This is a genomic window from Caldibacillus thermoamylovorans (assembly GCF_000751775.1).
Taxonomy (GTDB): Bacteria; Bacillota; Bacilli; order Bacillales; family Caldibacillaceae; genus Caldifermentibacillus; species Caldifermentibacillus hisashii.
The window spans coordinates 96,994-116,262 of sequence record NZ_CCRF01000102.1 but is presented as its reverse complement, the minus strand read 5'-3'; the positions used below and the strand labels follow the sequence as shown (position 1 = coordinate 116,262).

Genomic DNA, 19,269 nt, shown 5'->3' with positions numbered 1-19,269 from the left:
GACGAGAAAGAGTTTCGTCGCCAAAAAGTGGAGTTTTCCATGCAAAAGTGACGACGAGAAAGGTGTCTCGTCGCCAAAAAAGTGAGTTTCCCGAGCAAAAGTGACGACGAGAAAGAGTCTCGTCGCCAAAAATGGGCATTTTCCGGCTCAAAATGACGACGAGAAGAGGTCTCGTCGCCAAAAAAGTGAGTTTTTTACCCCAAAGTGGTGACGAGAAAGAGTCTCGTCGCCAAAAAATGGTGTTTTTCGCCCAAAAAAGTTGACGAGAAGAGGTCTCGTCGTCAAAAAATGGCGTTTTTCGACTCAAAAAGGTGACGAGAAAGAGTCTCGTCGTCCAAAAATGGTGTTTTTCGCCCAAAAAAGGTGACGAGAAGAGGTCTCGTCGCCAAAAAGTGGCATTTTCCGGCTCAAAAAGGTGACGAGAAAGAGTCCTGTCGTCAAAAAAAGCAGATTTTCGCCCAAATATGGTGACGAGAGTGGTTCTTTCAAGATAAATTATTCAATAGGACACTTTTCAAGAAATCTTTAAAGCTAGGGAAAAACAATTTAAATAAGTTTACTCACACAATATTCAGTAGGGTAGACCACGTGGATATAAATAGATATGGTGTTTGACGGTCAATCTTATGGATATATTTGCACTTTTTCATTGGTCTCGGAATCTTTAATCAAATATCCCATAACCGGGGTATTGCCCTTATCAATGAGCCAATTCCTCTTGTATATTAACATGAAATGTCCCATAGCACCAAACTATGGGACATTTTCCTGTAACCCCTTGAGGCTACTGAAAAAATTCGAATAAGTTCACTTACTTATAGTAGGTCAGACCACAAAAGCAAGTAATCTTATAATTAGTCAGTTGCCTCTAACCTCTTTGTAAAAATTTCTCAAATCTTACAAATTAGTTATCTATTTTTCATTCGATAATTTCAAAACATCAAGGAGTTTGAAGAATAAGCTCAGAATAATGGCAACAATGGTGGCTAAGCCCATACCTTTTAGCGGTACCGAGCCGAGTTGAATTGTAGCGCCGCTTAGGCCGACAACTAAAACAACACAAGTTAAGATTAAGTTTCGTGATTTATCATAGTCAACTTTTGCTTCCACAAGTGTACGGAGACCGCTCACAGCAATCATTCCGAACAGCAACAAGGAAATTCCGCCCATGACGGCCGTTGGAATAGAAGAAATTAATGCTGCAAATTTACCAAAGAAGGAAAGGAAAATGGCAATGACTGCTGCTCCGCCAATGATCCATGTTGAATACACTTTTGTTATGGCCAAGACACCAATGTTTTCCCCATAAGTTGTATTAGGTGTTGAGCCAACCAAACTGGACAGAATTGTTGAAATCCCGTTCCCTAAAAATGAGCGGTCCAACCCGGGGTCCTTTGTTAAATCTTTTCCGACAATGTTTCCGGTAACCATTGTATGCCCGATATGCTCCGGAACTAGGACAAGAGCGGCCGGAATAATTGCCAAAATATCAGACCAGTTAAATTTAATAGAGTAGAAGGTTGGTAAGGCAATGAATGATGCTTCTTTTACCGTTGTAAAGTCAACAAGACCGGCAAAGAAAGCGATGATATACCCACTGATAATCCCAATTAATATCGGGATAATTTTCAAAAAGCCGCGTAATGTTACCCAGCAAACGATAGTAATGGCCAAAGTCAAAAGTGATACAGTCACGGTCTTTGGATCCATGGCCCAGTCTGTGGTTGCATCTGCCGGCGCAATAAATCCGGCCATTTGGGCAGCAGTTGGTATTAATTCAAGCCCGATAACGGCAACAATAGCGCCCATTGCAGCCGGGGGAAAAATGAGATCCAGCCATCCGGTACCGACAGCCTTAATGATTAAACCAATGATGACCAGAATGACACCAACAGCAAAAAATCCACCAAGAGCATAACTATACCCTTCCAAACCGGAATAGCGGCCCAACACAACGAAAACCGGTGAAATAAAGGCAAAACTTGATCCAAGGTATGCGGGAATTTTTCCTTTTGTAATAAAGATGTAAATGAGTGTACCAATTCCGTTCATTAATAAAATTGTCCCGGGATCGACGCCGAATAACACAGGGACTAAAACAGTTGACCCAAACATTGCAAATAAATGTTGTAAACTTAGTGGGAGACTTTCCCAAAAGGGTAATTTTTCATGAACTTGGATGACATTTTTTTCCATCATCATTCTCTCCTTCTTAAATACGATTCGAAAAAATTTTTATATATAAAAAAGCACCTTGCCTGTACAAGGGCAAGGTGCTATATCCGTCCATCCAACACAAAAGGATACAGAAACAGTATAACGTTGTATTCCGCCAACCTTGCCAGCCTCACAGGACTGAATTTAAAGGTACTCATTTACTTGTCAAAAATATTATGGCAGGAAAAGAAAAGAAAGTCAATAAATTATTTTCTCACATCACTTTATCCATAAGAAGTCCCTTTTTCAATGATTTATTTATGGTACTGGGCAAAGATTTCCCCTGTTTTTTATAAAAAACTCCCCTATTATATATGAAAAAAGCAACCTTCAATTCAATTCAATTTAGAATATTATTTTTGGTAAAATGTAGTAAGCCAAAAAGACGGTCCAAACATAAAAAAGCAATATTATTTTAGAAAAATTTTAAAAAGATAAAAAATATGTTGCCCATTTTAATTAAAAAATGTATATTTTAAAATATAAGAATTTTAGTTAGAAATGGTGGTGTAATAAACCTTAGGAAACAGGAAGAATTATTTCTTAAAGTATCTTAATTTTCAAAATGTAAACGCTTAAAAATGTACTGAGGAGGAATCATTTATGAATCATGCCGAGCAAAAAGTGGAAGTAGAAAAAACAAAGTTTGAAAGAATCATTGAGACGGGAAAATTTAAGGAATTAATGGATCAAAAGAAAAAATTTCTTGTCCCGTGTACTGTGTTTTTCCTGTTATTTTACTTTGCCTTACCGATTATGACTTCTTATACAAAATTGCTACATCAACCGGCATTTGGCGACATCAATTGGGCGTGGATCTTTGCGTTTGCTCAGTTCATAATGACTTGGACATTAGTTACTATATATATGAAAAAGTCATCAAAGTTTGACAAATTAGCAGCCGATGTTACAGAAGAATTCGTTAAGAAGGGGGAGAGTAAATGAATACGACAGTTGTTATATTATTTTTACTGATCGTCGCTAGTACGCTAATCATAACGTATTTTGCTGCTAAACGCACAAGAACGGCCAATGAATTTTATACGGCAGGCGGAGGTCTAACGGGATGGCAAAATGGTTTGGCTATAGCCGGTGACTATTTATCGGCAGCATCCTTTCTTGGGATTGCCGGATCCATTGCTTTAACAGGGTTTGATGGTTTCTTCTTCAGTATCGGTTATCTCGTTGCATATCTCGTTGTTTTATTTATTGTTGCTGAACCGCTTCGGAATCTAGGAAAATATACGTTAGCGGATATGATTAATGCACGATTCGATGCAAAAAAAGTTCGCGGGGTTGCTGCATTAAGTACGATTACCATTGTCATATTTTATATGATTGCTCAGTTGGTCGGTGCAGGCGCACTTATTCAATTATTATTCAATATTGATTACTGGTTGGCTGTATTAATCGTTGGTGTTATGATGACCATTTATGTATTATTTGGCGGAATGACAGCAACCAGTTGGGTACAAATTATCAAGGCTGTTCTGTTGATGGCAGCTACCGTCGTTATTTCCTTTATTGTCTTGTCTAAATTCAATTTTAATATAGCTACGATGTTTACCAAAATGAAAACTGCAACACCGCTTGGAGAGGACTTCTTAAATCCGGGTGTAAAATATAAAAATCCACTCGATACAATTTCATTAATGACGGCGCTCGTATTAGGCACGGCAGGACTTCCGCATATATTAATGCGTTTCTTTACGGTTAAAGATGCACAAACGGCACGCAGTTCAGTGATGTGGGCAACATGGATTGTTGGAATCTTCTATATTTTAACGGTTTTCTTGGGATTTGGAGCAGCGGCTTTTGTCGGTTCAGAAAAAATCGTTGAAGCAAACGAAGCGGGGAATATGGCAGCTCCATTACTTGCTCAAGTATTAGGCGGAGACTTTTTAATGTCCTTTGTATCAGCAGTTGCCTTTGCAACCATTTTAGCCGTTGTATCCGGTCTTGTATTAAGTGGTGCATCGGCATTTGCTCATGATATTTATGGACAAATTATTAAAAAGGGTAAGATAACAGAAAGACAACAAGTTCTCGCAGCAAAATATGCTTCATTAGGTGTAGCAGTGCTCTCCATTTTATTGGCATTATTTGCACAAAATATGAATGTTGCCTTCCTTGTGTCACTTGCTTTTTGTATTGCAGGAAGTGCCAATTTGCCGGTTATCGTTTATACAATTTTTTGGAAGCGGTTTAATACAGCGGGGGCAATTTCCGCTATGTTATCGGGTCTCACTTCAGCATTAGTATTAGTAAGTATCAGTCCAAGTGTATTTTCACCGACTGAAGGAGCAGCTATTTTTGTTGGCAACCCAATCTTCCCGCTAACCAATCCGGCCATTATTTCTGTTCCGCTTGGATTTTTGGGCGGATATTTGGGGACGGTGTTATCAGGAAAAACTGATTTCGTTCGTTATGCAGAAGTGAAGTTCCGGGCTAATACCGGTTATCGCGATAAATAAACGAATAAAATCTATTCAGGTTCTATCGATCTAGGTGAAGCATTCGCATAATCGCAAAAAAAACGAAGAAACGTTGATATAAAGAGAAAACTCGGCAATTACCGAGTTTTCTCCACTATTGTTTCAATACGAGCAGATGAAGATGTTTTTTTCCTCACCGTTTTATACAAGCAAGTTATTTTGCCTTTTCTTCAAAAATTTTCGCAATTTCAACAATCACTTCAGTTGCCTTCATCATTGTTTCTATGGAGACAAATTCATATTTCCCATGCATATTTTCTCCACCGGCAAAAATATTCGGTGTCGGCAAACCCATATAAGATAATTGGGAGCCATCCGTACCGCCACGGATCGGTTCAATGACAGGGGTAATATCCAATCTCTCCATCGCTTCTTTGGCGTTCTCAAAAACTTCTTTAACCGGCTCAATTTTTTCCCGCATATTGTAGTATTGATCTTCTAACTTTAAACCAATCGTGTCTTCTCCATATTTTTGGCGCAATTGGTCAACGATTTTTACTAAATTCTCTTTTTTTGCTTCAAACTTTTGCCGATCATGATCACGTATGATATAGTAAAGCTCAGTTTTTTCAACATCGCCATGGAAAGAAAGAAGATGGTAAAATCCTTCATATCCCTCCGTATACTCGGGGGCTTCTCTAACCGGTAATTGTTGATTTAGCTCCATACCGATCTTTATTGAGTTCACCATTTTTCCTTTGGCAGAACCCGGGTGAATGTTGTTTCCTTTTATCGTAATTTTAGCAGCGGCTGCATTGAAACTTTCATATTGTAATTCCCCAAGTGGCCCGCCGTCCATTGTATAAGCATACTTTGCACCAAAACGGTTAACATCAAATTTATGCGGCCCGCGTCCAATCTCCTCATCAGGTGTAAAAGCAACCCGAATTTTCCCGTGTTTAATTTCCGGATGTTGAATGAGGTAATTCATGGCCGTCATAATTTCAGCGACGCCTGCCTTATCATCCGCTCCAAGTAAGGTCGTTCCATCGGTTGTGATTAAGGTTTGCCCTTTGTAATTTTTTAAAGAAGGGAAGGCTTCCGGTGATAAAACAATTCCTAGCTCTTTGTTTAAAATCACATCTCCACCATCATAATTTTCGACAATTTGCGGTTTGACGTTTTTTCCGGTAAAATCTGTCGCCGTATCGACATGTGCTAAGAAACCGATTGTCGGAACCTGCTTATTCGTATTGGCTGGAAGAGTTGCAAACACATACCCATTTTCATCGATGGTTACTTCTTCCATGCCAATTTCCTTTAATTCATCTACCAAAAGGTTCAACAAATCCCATTGTCCCGGTGTGGATGGACAAGTTTGGCTATCTTCATTTGATTGTGTGTCAATCTTGACATAAGTGGTAAAGCGTGTAATCAATTCATCTTTCAATTTTTTTCATCTCCTAAACAGGTAATATAAGTCATATTATGTACAATTAATTGCCCCGCACAAACGGTCATGTCGTCTAAGGGAAAACAAAAATATAAAGGAGGAAGATAAGTTCCCCTGATGGAAGTTCCATTTTATTGTAATCCTTATTATATCATTTGTTCAAATTTTTGATAAAATACGCCCAATTTTCCCTTATAATCATCATGCCAAGGTTTATCCTTGCCGCAGTAATGGATAAATAATGTATGTTTTTTAATCCATTCAAGATTATTTTTATCGGATTGGTAAAACTTTGCAAACTCAAAGTAGCGGGCATCATAATTATATCGATAACTGTCAACGGGCTTAATTTTATCCCAATAGAGAGCATTTAAAACATCTTGATCCGGTAAAACCAATTTAAATTTGTTCTTTTCAATATACTGATATATTTCATCCAAGTGAACAAGATCGCGCATTAAGGCGACATTCATTAATAGTACCCCGGTATTGAAGTATCCTTTTGTTAAAGGCGTTTTTAAACGAATTTTATTGATTGGTTGAACTATTTTTGTCGGAAACTCATGCTCAGACGCAATAAATAGATTGTTTTCAAAATTAGTCCGATAAAAAGAACCAATCGGATTGATGGTGACAATATCAGGGTCTAAGTATAGAACCCGGTCAATAGTTTTAGGAAGAAATTCATGGGCTGCTAATCGATAGTACATTTCTGTTGAGTAATGGCGGAACACGGGTGCCTCTTTAAAATAATCCCGATCAATAAAAATTGGATAGAACTGGTGTTGGTGTTCGGTAATAAACTGATGTAATCCATCCAGATCATATTGGTTGAGATTAGAATGCATCAAATAGATAGAGAACTTTTCTTTGGGGTTATGATGAAATAATGACTTCAGTAAAACTTTCAAAGGGTGAAGATAATTTGCGTTTAATGTAACAAGAATATTAATCATTGGAGTAGAACCTCACTTCATCCAACATTTTCCTTATTTACGCTTACTCATTCATTCTAACATATAGAAGGAGAGTACAGGAATAGTCAATGATCGTATTATACGATAAAATAAGAATAAAAACGTAAGCATAAAAAAAGGAGAAAAACATAATTCGTCGTTTTCTATCATACTATAAACCCCATAAAAAATTATTTTTGATTGACTTCAGTAGTGCGGTTGTTGTTGCCATTCTCGAGCTTGCCTTCCCTTTAGCTGTTCAATGGTTCATTGATTCGCTGTTGCCAAAGGGGAATTGGTCCACTATTCTTTCGGTTAGCATTGCTTTATTCGTTTTATTTGTAATTAACACTAAAATGAAAGCTTTATGGATTGTCGGTTGAAGGGGGGCGTTTGTGGGAATTCTTGCCTTGTGTATGAATCACCGGTTGATGGACATTTACCAGTCGAGCACCGGCCGGGCAATCGCCACGGGGTGACATGCGTTGTTTATGAATCAAAGGGTGGGCCGGGAAAAAGGCACGTCTCACAAGTTGAAAGGACATCTTCCTGCCAATTATAAAACTTGTTCGCTTACTTGTATGAGGGGGTAACGGAATGGAACTTAGGGATTTACAGGCATTCGTTGCGGTTGTTCAATATGGGAATTTTACGAGAGCTGCAGAGGCCCTTTACATTTCCCAGCCAACATTAAGTAAAAGTATTCAAAAACTGGAGGCATCCTTGAAAGCTGATCTTCTTTGTCGAACAACGAGACAACTCCAACTTACTGATATCGGGGGAGTCGTATACGAACATGCCCAAAAAATTTTACATTCTGTGTTAGAATTGGAACGCTCCATTCAAGATGTAAGAAACGTAAAGTCTGGGAAGATCAAATTTGGCATCCCGCCTTTAATAGGCACATTATTTTTCCCTGAAATTGCCCGTAAATTCCATGAAAAATATCCTAACATCACGCTGGAACTGGTTGAGAAAGGGGCAAAGTTAATCGGAGAACTTGTACTATCCGGGGAAGTTGATTTAGCAATTGTTGTATTACCGGTTGAAAACGAACAATTTACCATTTTGCCTTTTTTTGAAAATGAATTTGTAGTCTATGTAAATGCAGAACACCCATTAGCGAGCCGTTCAGCTGTGACTCTTCCGGAATTAAAAAATGAGCAGTTTATTACATTTACAGCCGAGTTTGCCCTGCATGATTTTGTCATTCGTGCATGTCAAAGCGAAGGATTCCAACCACAAATCGCTTATAAAAGTTCACAGTGGGATTTAATTTTTGAATTAATAGCATTAAACTTAGGAATAACAATTTTACCAAAAGCAATCTATGCAAAACAAACAAATAAAAACGTAAAAATTATCCCGTTTGAAACAAATCAATTAATGTGGCAATTAGGAATTGTCACCCTCAAAGACAGTTATCAATCTTACGCATTAAAAGAATTATTAACCGTTATTCAAACAGAAATTTGGTCTTGGCAAAAAATATTTTAAAATAATAAATGCGGATTTATTCGAAAATTGAATGAATAATATTCGAAATAGATATTTCACTAATAAAAAAATTTTCGGTAAGATTGCCTTAAGTATAGGAAAAAGGGGCTGATTAAAAAGCAAAGTAGAGAGTGAATATGCATAATTTTAATCCAATAATGCAATGCCGGGAAAATAAACATGGTCAAAGTAGAAGTTTCATACATCATGTGTAAAAAGTTTACCGGTAAATCTTTGGAAAATGTCAGTAAAACTTATTTGTTTTTATAAGAAAGGTAAACAAACTATGGAAAAAAAGGCTTTGAAGCAGCGCATACTGGAAAGCTCACTAGAACTGTTTCAAAAAAATGGATATCATGGTGTAACAGTTGAACAAATAGTGGAAAAGGCCAATACTTCAAAAGGGGGATTTTATCATTACTTTAAATCAAAGGATGAACTGTTATATGAAATTCATGATGTATTTATTTCGTACGTCATAAAAAAAGCACAGGAAACATACGATGAATATGAAACACCTATTTTAAGATTATGCGGCATGTTACATTCCTTTATTAAAGTATTTGATGTCTATAATCCTTATATCACGGTTTTCTATCAAGAAAGTGCCTATTTACAAGCTGCGTATAAAGAAGTGATTAACGAAAAACGTGATCAGTATCGGAAACTTATCGAAAGGGTGATAAAAGAAGGGCAAGAAAGAGGAGACTTCAGAAGAGAAGTGCCTGCCAATATTGCAACGATGTCCATTATCGGGATGATAAACTGGTCGTATAAATGGTATAAACGTGATGGTCCGTTGTCGATAGAGCAAATTGGCGATGTTTTCAGAGATCTCATCTTACATTCTATAGCCACAGAAGAAGGCCTTACAGAAGCAAGTGAGCAAAACCAATTATTAGGGAAGAAGGAAATTGTCAGCGAAAAGTAAATATTTTTTTGTTTTTAACTGTTGAACAAACCGACTGGTCGGTCTTAGCAATAACCTTTCTTTAAGAATACCGCCTGGTCGATCACTGAAAAAGGGGTTGGGAGAGAATGAATTTTGAATTAACGAAAGAACAGCTAATGATTCGAGATATGGTAAGAGACTTCGCGGAAAAGGAAGTAAAACCATATGCGAGAGAACTGGATGAAACACATTCCTTCAGACTCGACACGTTTCAGAAAATGGGTAAATTGGGTTTAATGGGGATTCCTTTTCCGGAAAAATATGGGGGTTCCGGTGGGGATACCATTTCATATGTAATTGCCGTTGAAGAGATCGGTAAAGCTTGCGGAGGTACAGGATTAAGTTATGCGGCGGCCGTTAGCTTAGGTGCATCCCCCATTTATAACTTTGGGACAGAGGAGCAAAAACAAGAATGGCTGGTACCTATGGCGCAAGGAAAAGCATTAGGATCATTCGGGTTAACGGAACCTAATGCCGGTTCTGATGCCGGCGGGGCGAGAACAAAAGCCGTTCTTGATGGGGATGAATATGTGATTAACGGAGAAAAATGTTGGATTACCAATGCAAGTTATGCTCGGCAAGTAATTATTACTGCGGTAACCGGTGAAAGGGAAGATGGGAAGAAGATTATAACTGCACTTATTGTACCGACAGATGCTCCCGGTATGACGATTACATCTGATTATCAAAAAATGGGTGTTCGGGCATCAAACACCTCTCAAATCGTGTTAGAAAATGTTCGTGTACCGAAAGAAAATGTACTTGGAGACCCGCAAAGAGGATTTAGTCAATTTTTAAATACATTGGATGGCGGACGAATTTCAATAGCTGCCTTATCAGTCGGTATTGCTCAAGCAGCCTTCGAGAAAGCGCTTGCATACGCAAAGGAAAGAGTCCAATTTGGTCGTTCAATTTCAAAGTTCCAAGCCATTCAATTTAAACTTGCTGATATGGCTATGGAAATTGAATTAGCGAGAAATATGTTGTACAAAGCAGCGTGGCTCAAGGATAACAACAAACCATTTAGCAAAGAAGCGGCATATGCAAAATTATTTGCTTCCGAAATGGGTTTTAGAGTTTGTAACCAAGCGATTCAAATCCATGGCGGCTACGGGTACATGGCTGAATACGATGTGGAAAGACATTTACGTGACATTAAGTTAATGGAAATTGGAGAAGGAACATCAGAGATTCAAAGAGTGGTTATTTCCAGATTAATTGGATGTTAGTAGAAAAACGAACAAGATAATGGTGGCCCGAAAAGAAGAAGTTACCGGCGACCTTTAGATGTTAGTAAAAAAAGTATTTTAGTAGCTCAAGCAGAAGAAGTTACCGACAAGAACAATAGCATGTTAGTAGACGAATGAAAAGTATATTAGGGGGGATACAATGGCAGATCTGATTTTTTCAACAATCGGCCAATTGATTGAAGAAAAAGCGAATCAACATCCAAACCAAGAAGCGCTTGTTTATACTGATCGTGATTTGCGCTTAACTTATCAGCAACTTGATAATCTCTCAGACAAAGTGGCAAAAGGCTTGATGGCCCTCGGTATTGAAAAAGGCGACCATCTGGCTGTATGGACAACAAACGTTCCCGAGTGGGTAAGTCTCCAATTTGCAACAGGGAAAATGGGTGCGCCTCTCGTAACTGTAAACACGAATTATAGAGCCCGTGAGCTGGAATATTTATTAAAACAGTCGGATTCGACAACACTGATTCTCATTGAACAATATCGTGATCATCGCTTTATTGATACTGTTTATGAAATATGTCCCGAGTTAAAAACATCTGAGCCTGGTCAATTGCAATCCAAACGGTTACCAAAGCTAAAAAATGTCATTGTTTTAGGCGAAAACCGTTATGATGGAACCTTTAACTGGTCCGACATCCTCAATGCTGCAGAACAGATTACGGACGAACAATTGGCGGAAAGAAAAGCAACATTACACTATGATGATGTCATTAATATTCAATATACATCAGGGACAACAGGTTTTCCAAAAGGGGTCATGTTAACCCACTATAACTTAATTAACAATGCAGTGAACATCGCCGAATGTATGAAATTAACAAAGGATGACCGCTTATGCATTCCGGTACCTTTCTTCCATTGTTTCGGTTGTGTGATTGGTACATTGGCCATAACAACCTGTGGAGGAACGATGGTACCTGTACAAGAATTTAATCCTGAAGAAGTGTTAAGAACGGTAGAAAAAGAGAAATGTACAGCACTTCACGGTGTGCCAACAATGTTTATCAGTGAGTTAAATTTACCTAATTTTGACGATTTTGATCTTTCATCGTTACGAACAGGGGTAATGGCCGGTTCCAACTGTCCGGTTGAAGTGATGAAGGCCGTTATTCAGAAAATGGGAATGACCGACATTACCATTTGTTACGGCCAAACGGAATCTTCACCGGTGATCACGCAAACGCGTACGAATGACCCTTTGGAATTACGGGTTGAAACAGTCGGCTGCGCATTACCAAATGTTGAAGTAAAAATTGTTGAACCGGGAACAGATACCGAAGTACCGCCCGGTGCGCAAGGGGAACTTTGCACACGCGGTTACCACGTAATGAAAGGATATTATAACAATCCCGAAGCAACCGGGGAAGTTATTGATGCAGAGCATTGGTTACATACGGGTGATTTAGCAACGATGGATGAAAACGGCTACGTCCGTATTACCGGTCGCTTGAAAGATATGATTATTCGCGGTGGTGAAAACATATATCCGCGTGAAATTGAAGAGTTTTTATATACACATCCGAAAATTCTCGATGTGCAAGTCGTTGGTGTGCCTGATGACAAGTATGGTGAAGAGGTAGCCGCTTTTATTATTTTACGTGAAGGAGAATCAGCATCAGAAGAAGAAATAAAAAATTACTGTAGAAATAAAATAGCCCGCAATAAAATTCCAAAGTACATTATTTTTACAGACAGCTACCCAATGACAGCTTCCGGGAAAATTCAAAAGTTTAGATTGAGAGAACAAGTGAACCGTTTCATAAAATAAGTGATAAGGAGGGAGTCGTCATTGTTTAAAAAAATCTTAATTGCCAACCGTGGTGAAATTGCACGGCGAATTATTTGCACGTGCCGAAAATTAAATATTCAAACCGTTGCCATCTATTCAGAGGCCGATGCTCAGTCGCTATATGTCAAGGAGGCAGATGAAGCATACTTAGTCGGAAAACCTCCAGTTGCCCAAAGCTATTTAAATATTGAAAAAATTATTGAAATTGCCAAGGAATCTCATGCAGAGGCGATTCATCCGGGTTACGGGCTACTGTCGGAGAATGCAACGTTTGCTCAAAGTTGTTTAGATGCCGGACTCACTTTTATCGGACCTTCACCGGAAGTAATTGCTTCAATGGGGAGTAAATTAGAAGCGCGGAAAAAAATGAAAGAAGCTGGTATTCCCATTATTGAAGGGATGGATATTGCCCTTGAAAATACGGAAGCGGCATGTCAAGCTGCTGAAAAAATCGGTTATCCAATCATGTTAAAAGCATCTGCCGGGGGTGGCGGAATTGGCATGCAGCGGATTGATAATTCGGATCAACTTGTAAAGGCTTACGAAGGGAATAAGAAGCGGGCAGAATCATTTTTCGGCGACGGCACAATGTATATAGAAAAACTTATTGAAGATCCTCACCATGTGGAAATTCAAATAATTGCAGATTCCTATGGAAATGTTGTCCCACTATTTGAAAGGGAATGTTCAATTCAAAGGCGTAACCAAAAAGTAGTGGAAGAAGCACCATCACCATTTATCTCGGAAGCAACAAGGGCAAAAATGCAAGAAGCTGCTGTCCGTGCTGCAAAATATATTGGTTATACAAATGCCGGCACAATTGAATTTTTAGTTGATTCAAAGCAAAACTTCTATTTTTTAGAGGTAAATACAAGATTGCAAGTTGAACATCCGGTAACAGAAGAAATTTTAGGATTAGATTTAGTTGCTGAGCAGATAAAAATCGCAGCAGGAGAGTCTCTTTCATTTCAACGAGAAGATATTGAGAGAAAAGGGCATGCCATTGAAGTAAGAATTTATGCAGAGGATCCAAAAACATTTTTCCCATCACCGGGTAAAATAACGGGTTTGCAATTACCACAAGGACCGGGTATCAGGCATGAATGCGCCATTGAAGCGGGAACTGTGGTTACACCATTCTATGATCCGATGATAGCAAAACTAATTGCTTGGGGTAAAGACCGGGACGAGGCTTGTAAGCGCTTGCTAGACGCTCTCCATCATTACAAAGTAGGAGGGATTAAAACAAATATACCTATGTTGATTGAAACAGTAAGCCATGAACTGTTTTTAAAAGGATATCCAACTACGAGTTTTGTAGAAAACTATTATTTGCCAAAAATTCAAGAAATCAAGAGTAAGTAAGAGAAGGATTCCATTATAAAAATATAAACGGGAGCCTTCTCCCTGTTTTCCTTTATACGCTAGATTCATGCAAAGATGCCGGCGGAGAACTATTCACGACACGCAAAAGCCAGGCAATCGCGTAGTTCTTATTATTTGGAGGGGATAGAAATGACAAAAATAAAGGCAAGTATGGCAGGAACCGTTTGGAAAATCGTCGTTTCAGAAGGGGAAGAGGTAAAAGCAGGCCAAGATGTGGTCATTTTAGAGTCAATGAAAATGGAGATCCCAATTTCAGCGGAAAGTGATGGAGTCGTGAAAAGAATTATTGTCCAAGAAGGCATGTTCGTCAATGAAGAAGATGACCTTTTAGAAATTGAGTAGGGGGGATGCGAGTGAACCTTCCACGTCAAGTTGTCATGAAAGAAGTAGGACCGAGAGATGGACTTCAAAATGAAAAACAAAAAATTTTAACTGAAGATAAAATCTCATTCATTAATCAGTTAAGTGAATCGGGGCTAAAATATATCGAAGTGACATCTTTTGTTCACCCGGAATGGATTCCGCAACTTGCTGATGCAAAGGATGTTCTTCAATCGATTAAGCGTAATCAAACAATCACATATGCCGCACTGGTCCCGAATATGCGAGGGCTTATTCGTGCTCTTGAAGCGGAAGTGGATGAGGTAAGTGTCTTTTTATCGGCTTCTGAAACTCATAATAAAAACAATATAAATAAAACGATAGATGAAACAATCCCTATTTTGAAAGAAGTTGTTCAAGAAGGGTTAAAAGCCAACCGATCTGTCCGGGGATATGTTTCAACGGTAATCGGTTGCCCTTATGAAGGATATATTGAACCGGAGCAAGTGTTAAAAGTTGTCGATGCCCTATTTAACATGGGTGTCACAGAGGTATCGCTCGGGGATACGATTGGTGTAGCTGTACCAACGCAGGTAGAGAAATTATTAGCGCGTTTATTCAACGAGTATCCACCGAATGTTTTTGCCATGCATTTTCATGATACAAGGGGTACGGCACTCGCCAATATCGTAAAATCACTTGAAATGGGGATAACAATTTTTGACAGTTCAGTTGGTGGTCTTGGCGGTTGTCCTTATGCAAAAGGAGCAACAGGAAATGTAGCGACAGAAGACTTGCTATATTTATTAACTGAAATGGGCATTGAAACAGGGGTGAACATGGATGCAATCTTAGCAAGTGCATTTTTTATAGAAGAAAAAATTGGTCGAAAATTAGGATCAAAACAACTAGAAATTGCCAGGGGTAAAAGGGGGTTAGCCCACAGTGACAGTAAACATACGGTTTGACATTTATAAAAACTGGGTCGGTGTCATTACATTAACAAGACCCGAAGCTGCCAATGCCATGTCGATTCAGTTATTAACAGAATTGAGCGATACACTGAAAGCACTTCATTATAATCGCGATATACGTGTCGTGCTAATTATCGGTGAAGGGGAAAAAGCATTTTGCGCAGGTGCTGATTTGAAAGAGCGGAAAGGGATGGATGAGCATCAAGTAAAGCAAACGGTCTCACTTATTGGCTCAACCATTCAACAAGTAGAAGATTTACCGCAGCCGGTTATTGCGGTTTTGAACGGGGTCGCATTTGGCGGCGGACTTGAGTTAGCACTTGCATGTGATCTTCGGATAGCCGGTAAAAATGCCAAAATCGGTTTAACAGAAACATCGCTGGGCATTATTCCCGGTGCGGGTGGAACACAAAGATTGCCGCGTTTAATCGGAATGGGTCGTGCGAAGGAATTGATTTATACGGCTAGAAGGATTTCAGCAGATGAGGCTTACCGGCTTGGCATTGTGGAGTATGTTTATGAACCTGAGCAATTAATGGAAAAAGCCCATGAACTGGCGCTCGAGATTGCCAAAAATGCTCCATTATCACTAATACAGGCAAAAACGGCCATTAATCATGGTATGGATGCCGACTTGAAAACGGGTTTAAAAATTGAGGCACTTGCTTATAACGAGCTTCTACGTACAGCGGACAGGCTCGAAGGATTACAAGCATTTCAAGAAAAACGCCAGCCGCAATATGTAGGTAAGTAGCTACTTCATATGACCGGAAATTAACGCTGTATTAAGTTTAATTTTGCAGGCAGTTGCAGACAAAGGGGGAAGTGAAATGAATGACGTTATCACAACAAAAAATTTAAAGGAGGAAATTTTAAAAGGCGGTCATCCAAAGTATCACGAAAAAAACAAAGAACAAGGGAAATTATTTGTCCGGGAACGACTAAAACTATTGTTCGATGACAATATTGAATTTGAAGACGGTTTATACGCAAATTGTTTGGCAGGCGACCTACCTGCAGATGGCGTAGTAACAGGAATTGGTAAAATCCACGGCCGCACGGTTTGTGTTATGGCTAATGACTCAACAGTAAAGGCAGGTTCCTGGGGGAAAAGAACAGTTGAAAAAATTATTCGTATTCAAGAAACAGCAGACAAACTAAATTGCCCGTTGTTTTATTTAGTTGATTCAGCAGGTGCTCGGATTACCGATCAAATAGAAATGTTTCCGGGCAGACGCGGGGCAGGGCGTATTTTTTATAATCAAGTTAAACTATCCGGAAAGATTCCGCAAATTTGTATTTTATTCGGCCCATCCGCGGCGGGCGGTGCCTACATCCCGGCATTCTGCGATATTGTGATTATGGTAGAGGGCAATGCCTCCATGTACTTAGGTTCCCCCCGTATGGCGGAAATGGTCATTGGAGAAAAAGTAGATTTAGAGACAATGGGCGGGGCAAAAATGCATTGTACGATATCCGGATGTGGAGACGTCTTAGCGAAAACCGAAGAAGAAGCCATTCGTTATGCTCGAAATTATATCCGTTACTTCCCAAACAACTATCGGGAAAAACCAAAAGCAGAAGCGCCAAAACCGCCGGCTAATTTTAAAAAAGAAATAGATGAACTGATACCAAAAAATCAAAACACGCCATTTAATATGTACGATTTGATTGACTGTATGATTGATGAAGACTCTTTCTGTGAGATAAAGAAACTATTTGCACCTGAAATCATTACCGGTTTGGCACGTATGGACGGTCAGCCGGTTGGCATCATTGCGAACCAGCCGCGTGTAAAAGGCGGGGTTTTGTTCCACGATTCAGCAGATAAAGCGGCAAAATTCATTAGCCTATGCGATGCTTTCAATATTCCCTTGATTTTTTTTGCAGATGTACCGGGATTTATGATTGGCACACAAGTAGAAAAAGCAGGCATCATTCGCCATGGTGCGAAAATGATTTTTGCCATGAGTGAAGCAACCGTTCCAAAGATAACGGTTATTGTTAGAAAAGCATATGGTGCCGGGTTATATGCCATGGCAGGTCCCGCTTTTGAACCCGATTGCTGTATTGCCTTAACAACTGCGCAAATAGCGGTAATGGGTCCGGAAGCGGCGGTCAATGCGGTATATGCCAATAAAATCGCGCAACTTCCAAAAGTAGAACAAGCTGCATTTATTAACCAAAAACGGGAAGAATATCGTGAAGAAATTGATATTTATCGCCTTGCTTCCGAGTTAGTCGTTGATGATGTAATTGAACCAAATGAATTGCGATCCGCGTTAATATCACGATTACATGCTTATATGTCGAAGTATCAAGTATTTACGGAACGAAAACATGGAGTTAGTCCGGTTTAATAATAACATCCAAAAAGAACATGTTAACGAGAGCATACTTGTCCCGTACAAAATATGATTATCGGGTAAATTTTTCGTAAAAAGAAAAAACCAGATCCCTATTTTAGCGGATCTGGTCTTTCAATATTAAGCTTCTACAAAGTCATTGCGGCTTTTATCATTGTAGATATCTTTATTTAATTCACCGGTTATTTTACTTGTCAAAATACCGGACGTCATACTGCCGCTTACGTTTAAAGCGGTACGCCCCATGTCAATCAGCGGTTCAACCGAGATCAATAAACCGACAATCGCAATAGGAAGATTCAATACAGATAAAACAATTAACGATGCAAATGTTGCCCCGCCACCGACACCGGCGACACCAAAAGAGCTAATGACAACAACGGCAATGACCGATAAAATGAAAGCCGGATTAAACGGGTCGATTCCTGCAGTCGGTGCAACCATAATGGCAAGCATCGCCGGATAAATGCCGGCACACCCGTTTTGCCCGATTGATAAACTAAACGGTCCGACGAAATTGGCAATAGCTTCAGAAACACCGAAACTGTCTGTCTGTGTTTTTATGTTCAATGGCAAAGTCCCGGCACTGGAGCGGGATGTAAAGGCAAATGTCAAAGTCGGAAACGCCTTTTTCATATAGGTAACCGGACTTAATTTTACCAGACTAATCAATAATAAATGAACAAGGAACATGACAATAATGGCAACATAAGAAGCGACGACAAATTTACCGAGTTTTACGATTGCCCCATAGTCACTTGTAGCCGTCATTTTTGTCATTAAAGCCAAAACGCCATATGGTGTTAACCGTAAAATTAATGTGACAATCCGCATGGTAATGGCATATAAAGCTTCAACAATTTTTCTGAAAAGTTCAGCTGGCTCCGGTTGTTTTCTTCTTACACCTAAATAAGCAATTCCTACAAAGGATGCAAAAATAACGACAGCGATTGTTGATGTCGGTCGTGAACCAGTCAAATCATCAAAAGGATTTGCCGGAATAAATGAAAGAATTTGTTGTGGAATGGTCATATCTTGAACCATTTTTACATTTTCAGTCAAAGCTTCATTCCGTGCATTTTCAGCTTCTCCGGCAGTCAGTTCAGTCCCTTGTAAACCGAAACCGAGGGCTGAGGCAATCCCGATGGCTGCAGCAATCCCGGTTGTAACGAGTAAAATCCCAATACCCAAGAAACTGATTTTGCCAAGATTTTTCGTCAATTGCACTTTCGTAAATGCCCCAACAATAGAAATAAAAACGAGCGGCATAACGATCATTTGCAATAATTTTACATAACCGGATCCGACAATATTAAACCAGTCAATTGTTTGCGTCGTAATATTCGATGTTGTTCCGTAAAGCAAGTGAATAATAAATCCGAAAACAATTCCAAGCCCAAGCCCGGTAAAAACACGTTTTGAAAAAGATACATGCTTCTTTTGCATCGTGAATAAAAGAGCAATTAAGGCAAAAAGAGCGATAATATTTATAATAACAAGTAAAGTATCCATGATAGCCCCCTCTATACTGACTCATTAATAAATGATCAGTAGTTTTTCCTTTTTAAGGTACATATATTATAATACCTTAAATCCGATTGGTAAAGTAAGAGATAAAAAATTACAACAAAGACGGGGATGCATTTTTTCATTTTTGGCAAAAAGGT

17 protein-coding genes and 1 pseudogene are annotated in these 19,269 nt (G+C 39.1%); 12 read left to right on the top strand and 6 right to left on the bottom strand.

The window, feature by feature from the left end; translation table 11 throughout:
• The 3 genes from BT1A1_RS18935 to uraA all read right to left on the bottom strand — a co-directional run.
• Window positions 1–181 (bottom strand): hypothetical protein (locus BT1A1_RS18935; protein WP_156103291.1); only part of this gene is annotated, 181 nt, incomplete at its 3' end.
• The gene (locus tag BT1A1_RS18930; RefSeq protein WP_156103290.1) at window positions 148–285 is read right to left on the bottom strand and encodes a hypothetical protein; all 138 of its coding nucleotides are present in this window, start codon (window positions 283–285) and stop codon (window positions 148–150) included. The genes BT1A1_RS18930 and BT1A1_RS18935, both read right to left, overlap by 34 nt.
• 627 nt (window positions 286–912) lie before the next feature.
• Window positions 913–2,196: a uracil permease gene (uraA, locus tag BT1A1_RS16840; protein ID WP_034773433.1), complete on the bottom strand. Its 1,284-nt coding sequence runs from the start codon at window positions 2,194–2,196 to the stop codon at window positions 913–915.
• Window positions 2,197–2,820: 624 nt separating this feature from the next.
• Here uraA and BT1A1_RS16835 point away from each other — a divergent pair.
• On the top strand, window positions 2,821–3,162 hold the full coding sequence (locus tag BT1A1_RS16835) for a DUF485 domain-containing protein (RefSeq protein ID WP_034773430.1): 342 nt from the start codon (window positions 2,821–2,823) through the stop codon (window positions 3,160–3,162).
• On the top strand, window positions 3,159–4,691 hold the full coding sequence (locus BT1A1_RS16830) for a solute symporter family protein (RefSeq protein ID WP_034773427.1): 1,533 nt from the start codon (window positions 3,159–3,161) through the stop codon (window positions 4,689–4,691). Before BT1A1_RS16835 ends, BT1A1_RS16830 begins: the two co-directional genes overlap by 4 nt.
• Before the next feature lie 175 nt (window positions 4,692–4,866).
• Here BT1A1_RS16830 and pepT read toward each other — a convergent pair whose 3' ends face one another.
• The gene (gene pepT / locus BT1A1_RS16825) at window positions 4,867–6,102 is read right to left on the bottom strand and encodes a peptidase T (protein ID WP_034773425.1); all 1,236 of its coding nucleotides are present in this window, start codon (window positions 6,100–6,102) and stop codon (window positions 4,867–4,869) included.
• A 149-nt stretch (window positions 6,103–6,251) separates the two neighbouring features.
• A complete protein-coding gene (locus tag BT1A1_RS16820; RefSeq protein ID WP_034773423.1) occupies window positions 6,252–7,061 on the bottom strand; it encodes a glycosyltransferase family 8 protein in 810 nt (269 codons plus the stop codon).
• A gap of 149 nt (window positions 7,062–7,210) precedes the next feature.
• Between BT1A1_RS16820 and BT1A1_RS19390 the strand changes: the two are divergent.
• From BT1A1_RS19390 to BT1A1_RS16775, 10 genes and pseudogenes are all read left to right on the top strand, one after another.
• A pseudogene (locus BT1A1_RS19390) lies at window positions 7,211–7,423 on the top strand (multidrug ABC transporter ATP-binding protein); the annotation flags it as partial.
• Window positions 7,424–7,658: 235 nt separating this feature from the next.
• A complete protein-coding gene (locus BT1A1_RS16815) occupies window positions 7,659–8,558 on the top strand; it encodes a LysR family transcriptional regulator (protein ID WP_034773420.1) in 900 nt (299 codons plus the stop codon).
• Window positions 8,559–8,844: 286 nt separating this feature from the next.
• Window positions 8,845–9,489: a TetR/AcrR family transcriptional regulator gene (locus tag BT1A1_RS16810; protein ID WP_034773418.1), complete on the top strand. Its 645-nt coding sequence runs from the start codon at window positions 8,845–8,847 to the stop codon at window positions 9,487–9,489.
• 107 nt (window positions 9,490–9,596) lie between these two features.
• Complete coding sequence (locus BT1A1_RS16805) at window positions 9,597–10,739, top strand: acyl-CoA dehydrogenase family protein (RefSeq protein WP_034773416.1); 1,143 nt, start codon at window positions 9,597–9,599, stop codon at window positions 10,737–10,739.
• Window positions 10,740–10,899: 160 nt separating this feature from the next.
• Entirely contained in the window at window positions 10,900–12,534 is a 1,635-nt protein-coding gene (locus tag BT1A1_RS16800; RefSeq protein ID WP_072012717.1) for an AMP-binding protein, read from the top strand.
• 21 nt (window positions 12,535–12,555) lie between these two features.
• The gene (locus tag BT1A1_RS16795; RefSeq protein WP_034773414.1) at window positions 12,556–13,920 is read left to right on the top strand and encodes an acetyl-CoA carboxylase biotin carboxylase subunit; all 1,365 of its coding nucleotides are present in this window, start codon (window positions 12,556–12,558) and stop codon (window positions 13,918–13,920) included.
• 150 nt (window positions 13,921–14,070) lie between these two features.
• Complete coding sequence (locus tag BT1A1_RS16790) at window positions 14,071–14,283, top strand: acetyl-CoA carboxylase biotin carboxyl carrier protein subunit (protein ID WP_034773412.1); 213 nt, start codon at window positions 14,071–14,073, stop codon at window positions 14,281–14,283.
• A gap of 11 nt (window positions 14,284–14,294) precedes the next feature.
• A complete protein-coding gene (locus tag BT1A1_RS16785; RefSeq protein WP_034773410.1) occupies window positions 14,295–15,230 on the top strand; it encodes a hydroxymethylglutaryl-CoA lyase in 936 nt (311 codons plus the stop codon).
• Window positions 15,208–15,990 carry an enoyl-CoA hydratase gene (locus tag BT1A1_RS16780; protein ID WP_034773409.1) on the top strand — a complete coding sequence of 261 codons (783 nt, stop codon included), beginning with the start codon at window positions 15,208–15,210 and terminating at the stop codon, window positions 15,988–15,990. Before BT1A1_RS16785 ends, BT1A1_RS16780 begins: the two co-directional genes overlap by 23 nt.
• Window positions 15,991–16,066: 76 nt before the next feature.
• The gene (locus BT1A1_RS16775; protein WP_034773407.1) at window positions 16,067–17,596 is read left to right on the top strand and encodes an acyl-CoA carboxylase subunit beta; all 1,530 of its coding nucleotides are present in this window, start codon (window positions 16,067–16,069) and stop codon (window positions 17,594–17,596) included.
• A gap of 126 nt (window positions 17,597–17,722) precedes the next feature.
• Here BT1A1_RS16775 and BT1A1_RS16770 read toward each other — a convergent pair whose 3' ends face one another.
• Window positions 17,723–19,114 (bottom strand): L-cystine transporter, encoded by a 1,392-nt coding sequence (locus BT1A1_RS16770; RefSeq protein ID WP_034773405.1) that lies wholly within the window; start codon window positions 19,112–19,114, stop codon window positions 17,723–17,725.
• Window positions 19,115–19,269: the final 155 nt, after the last annotated feature.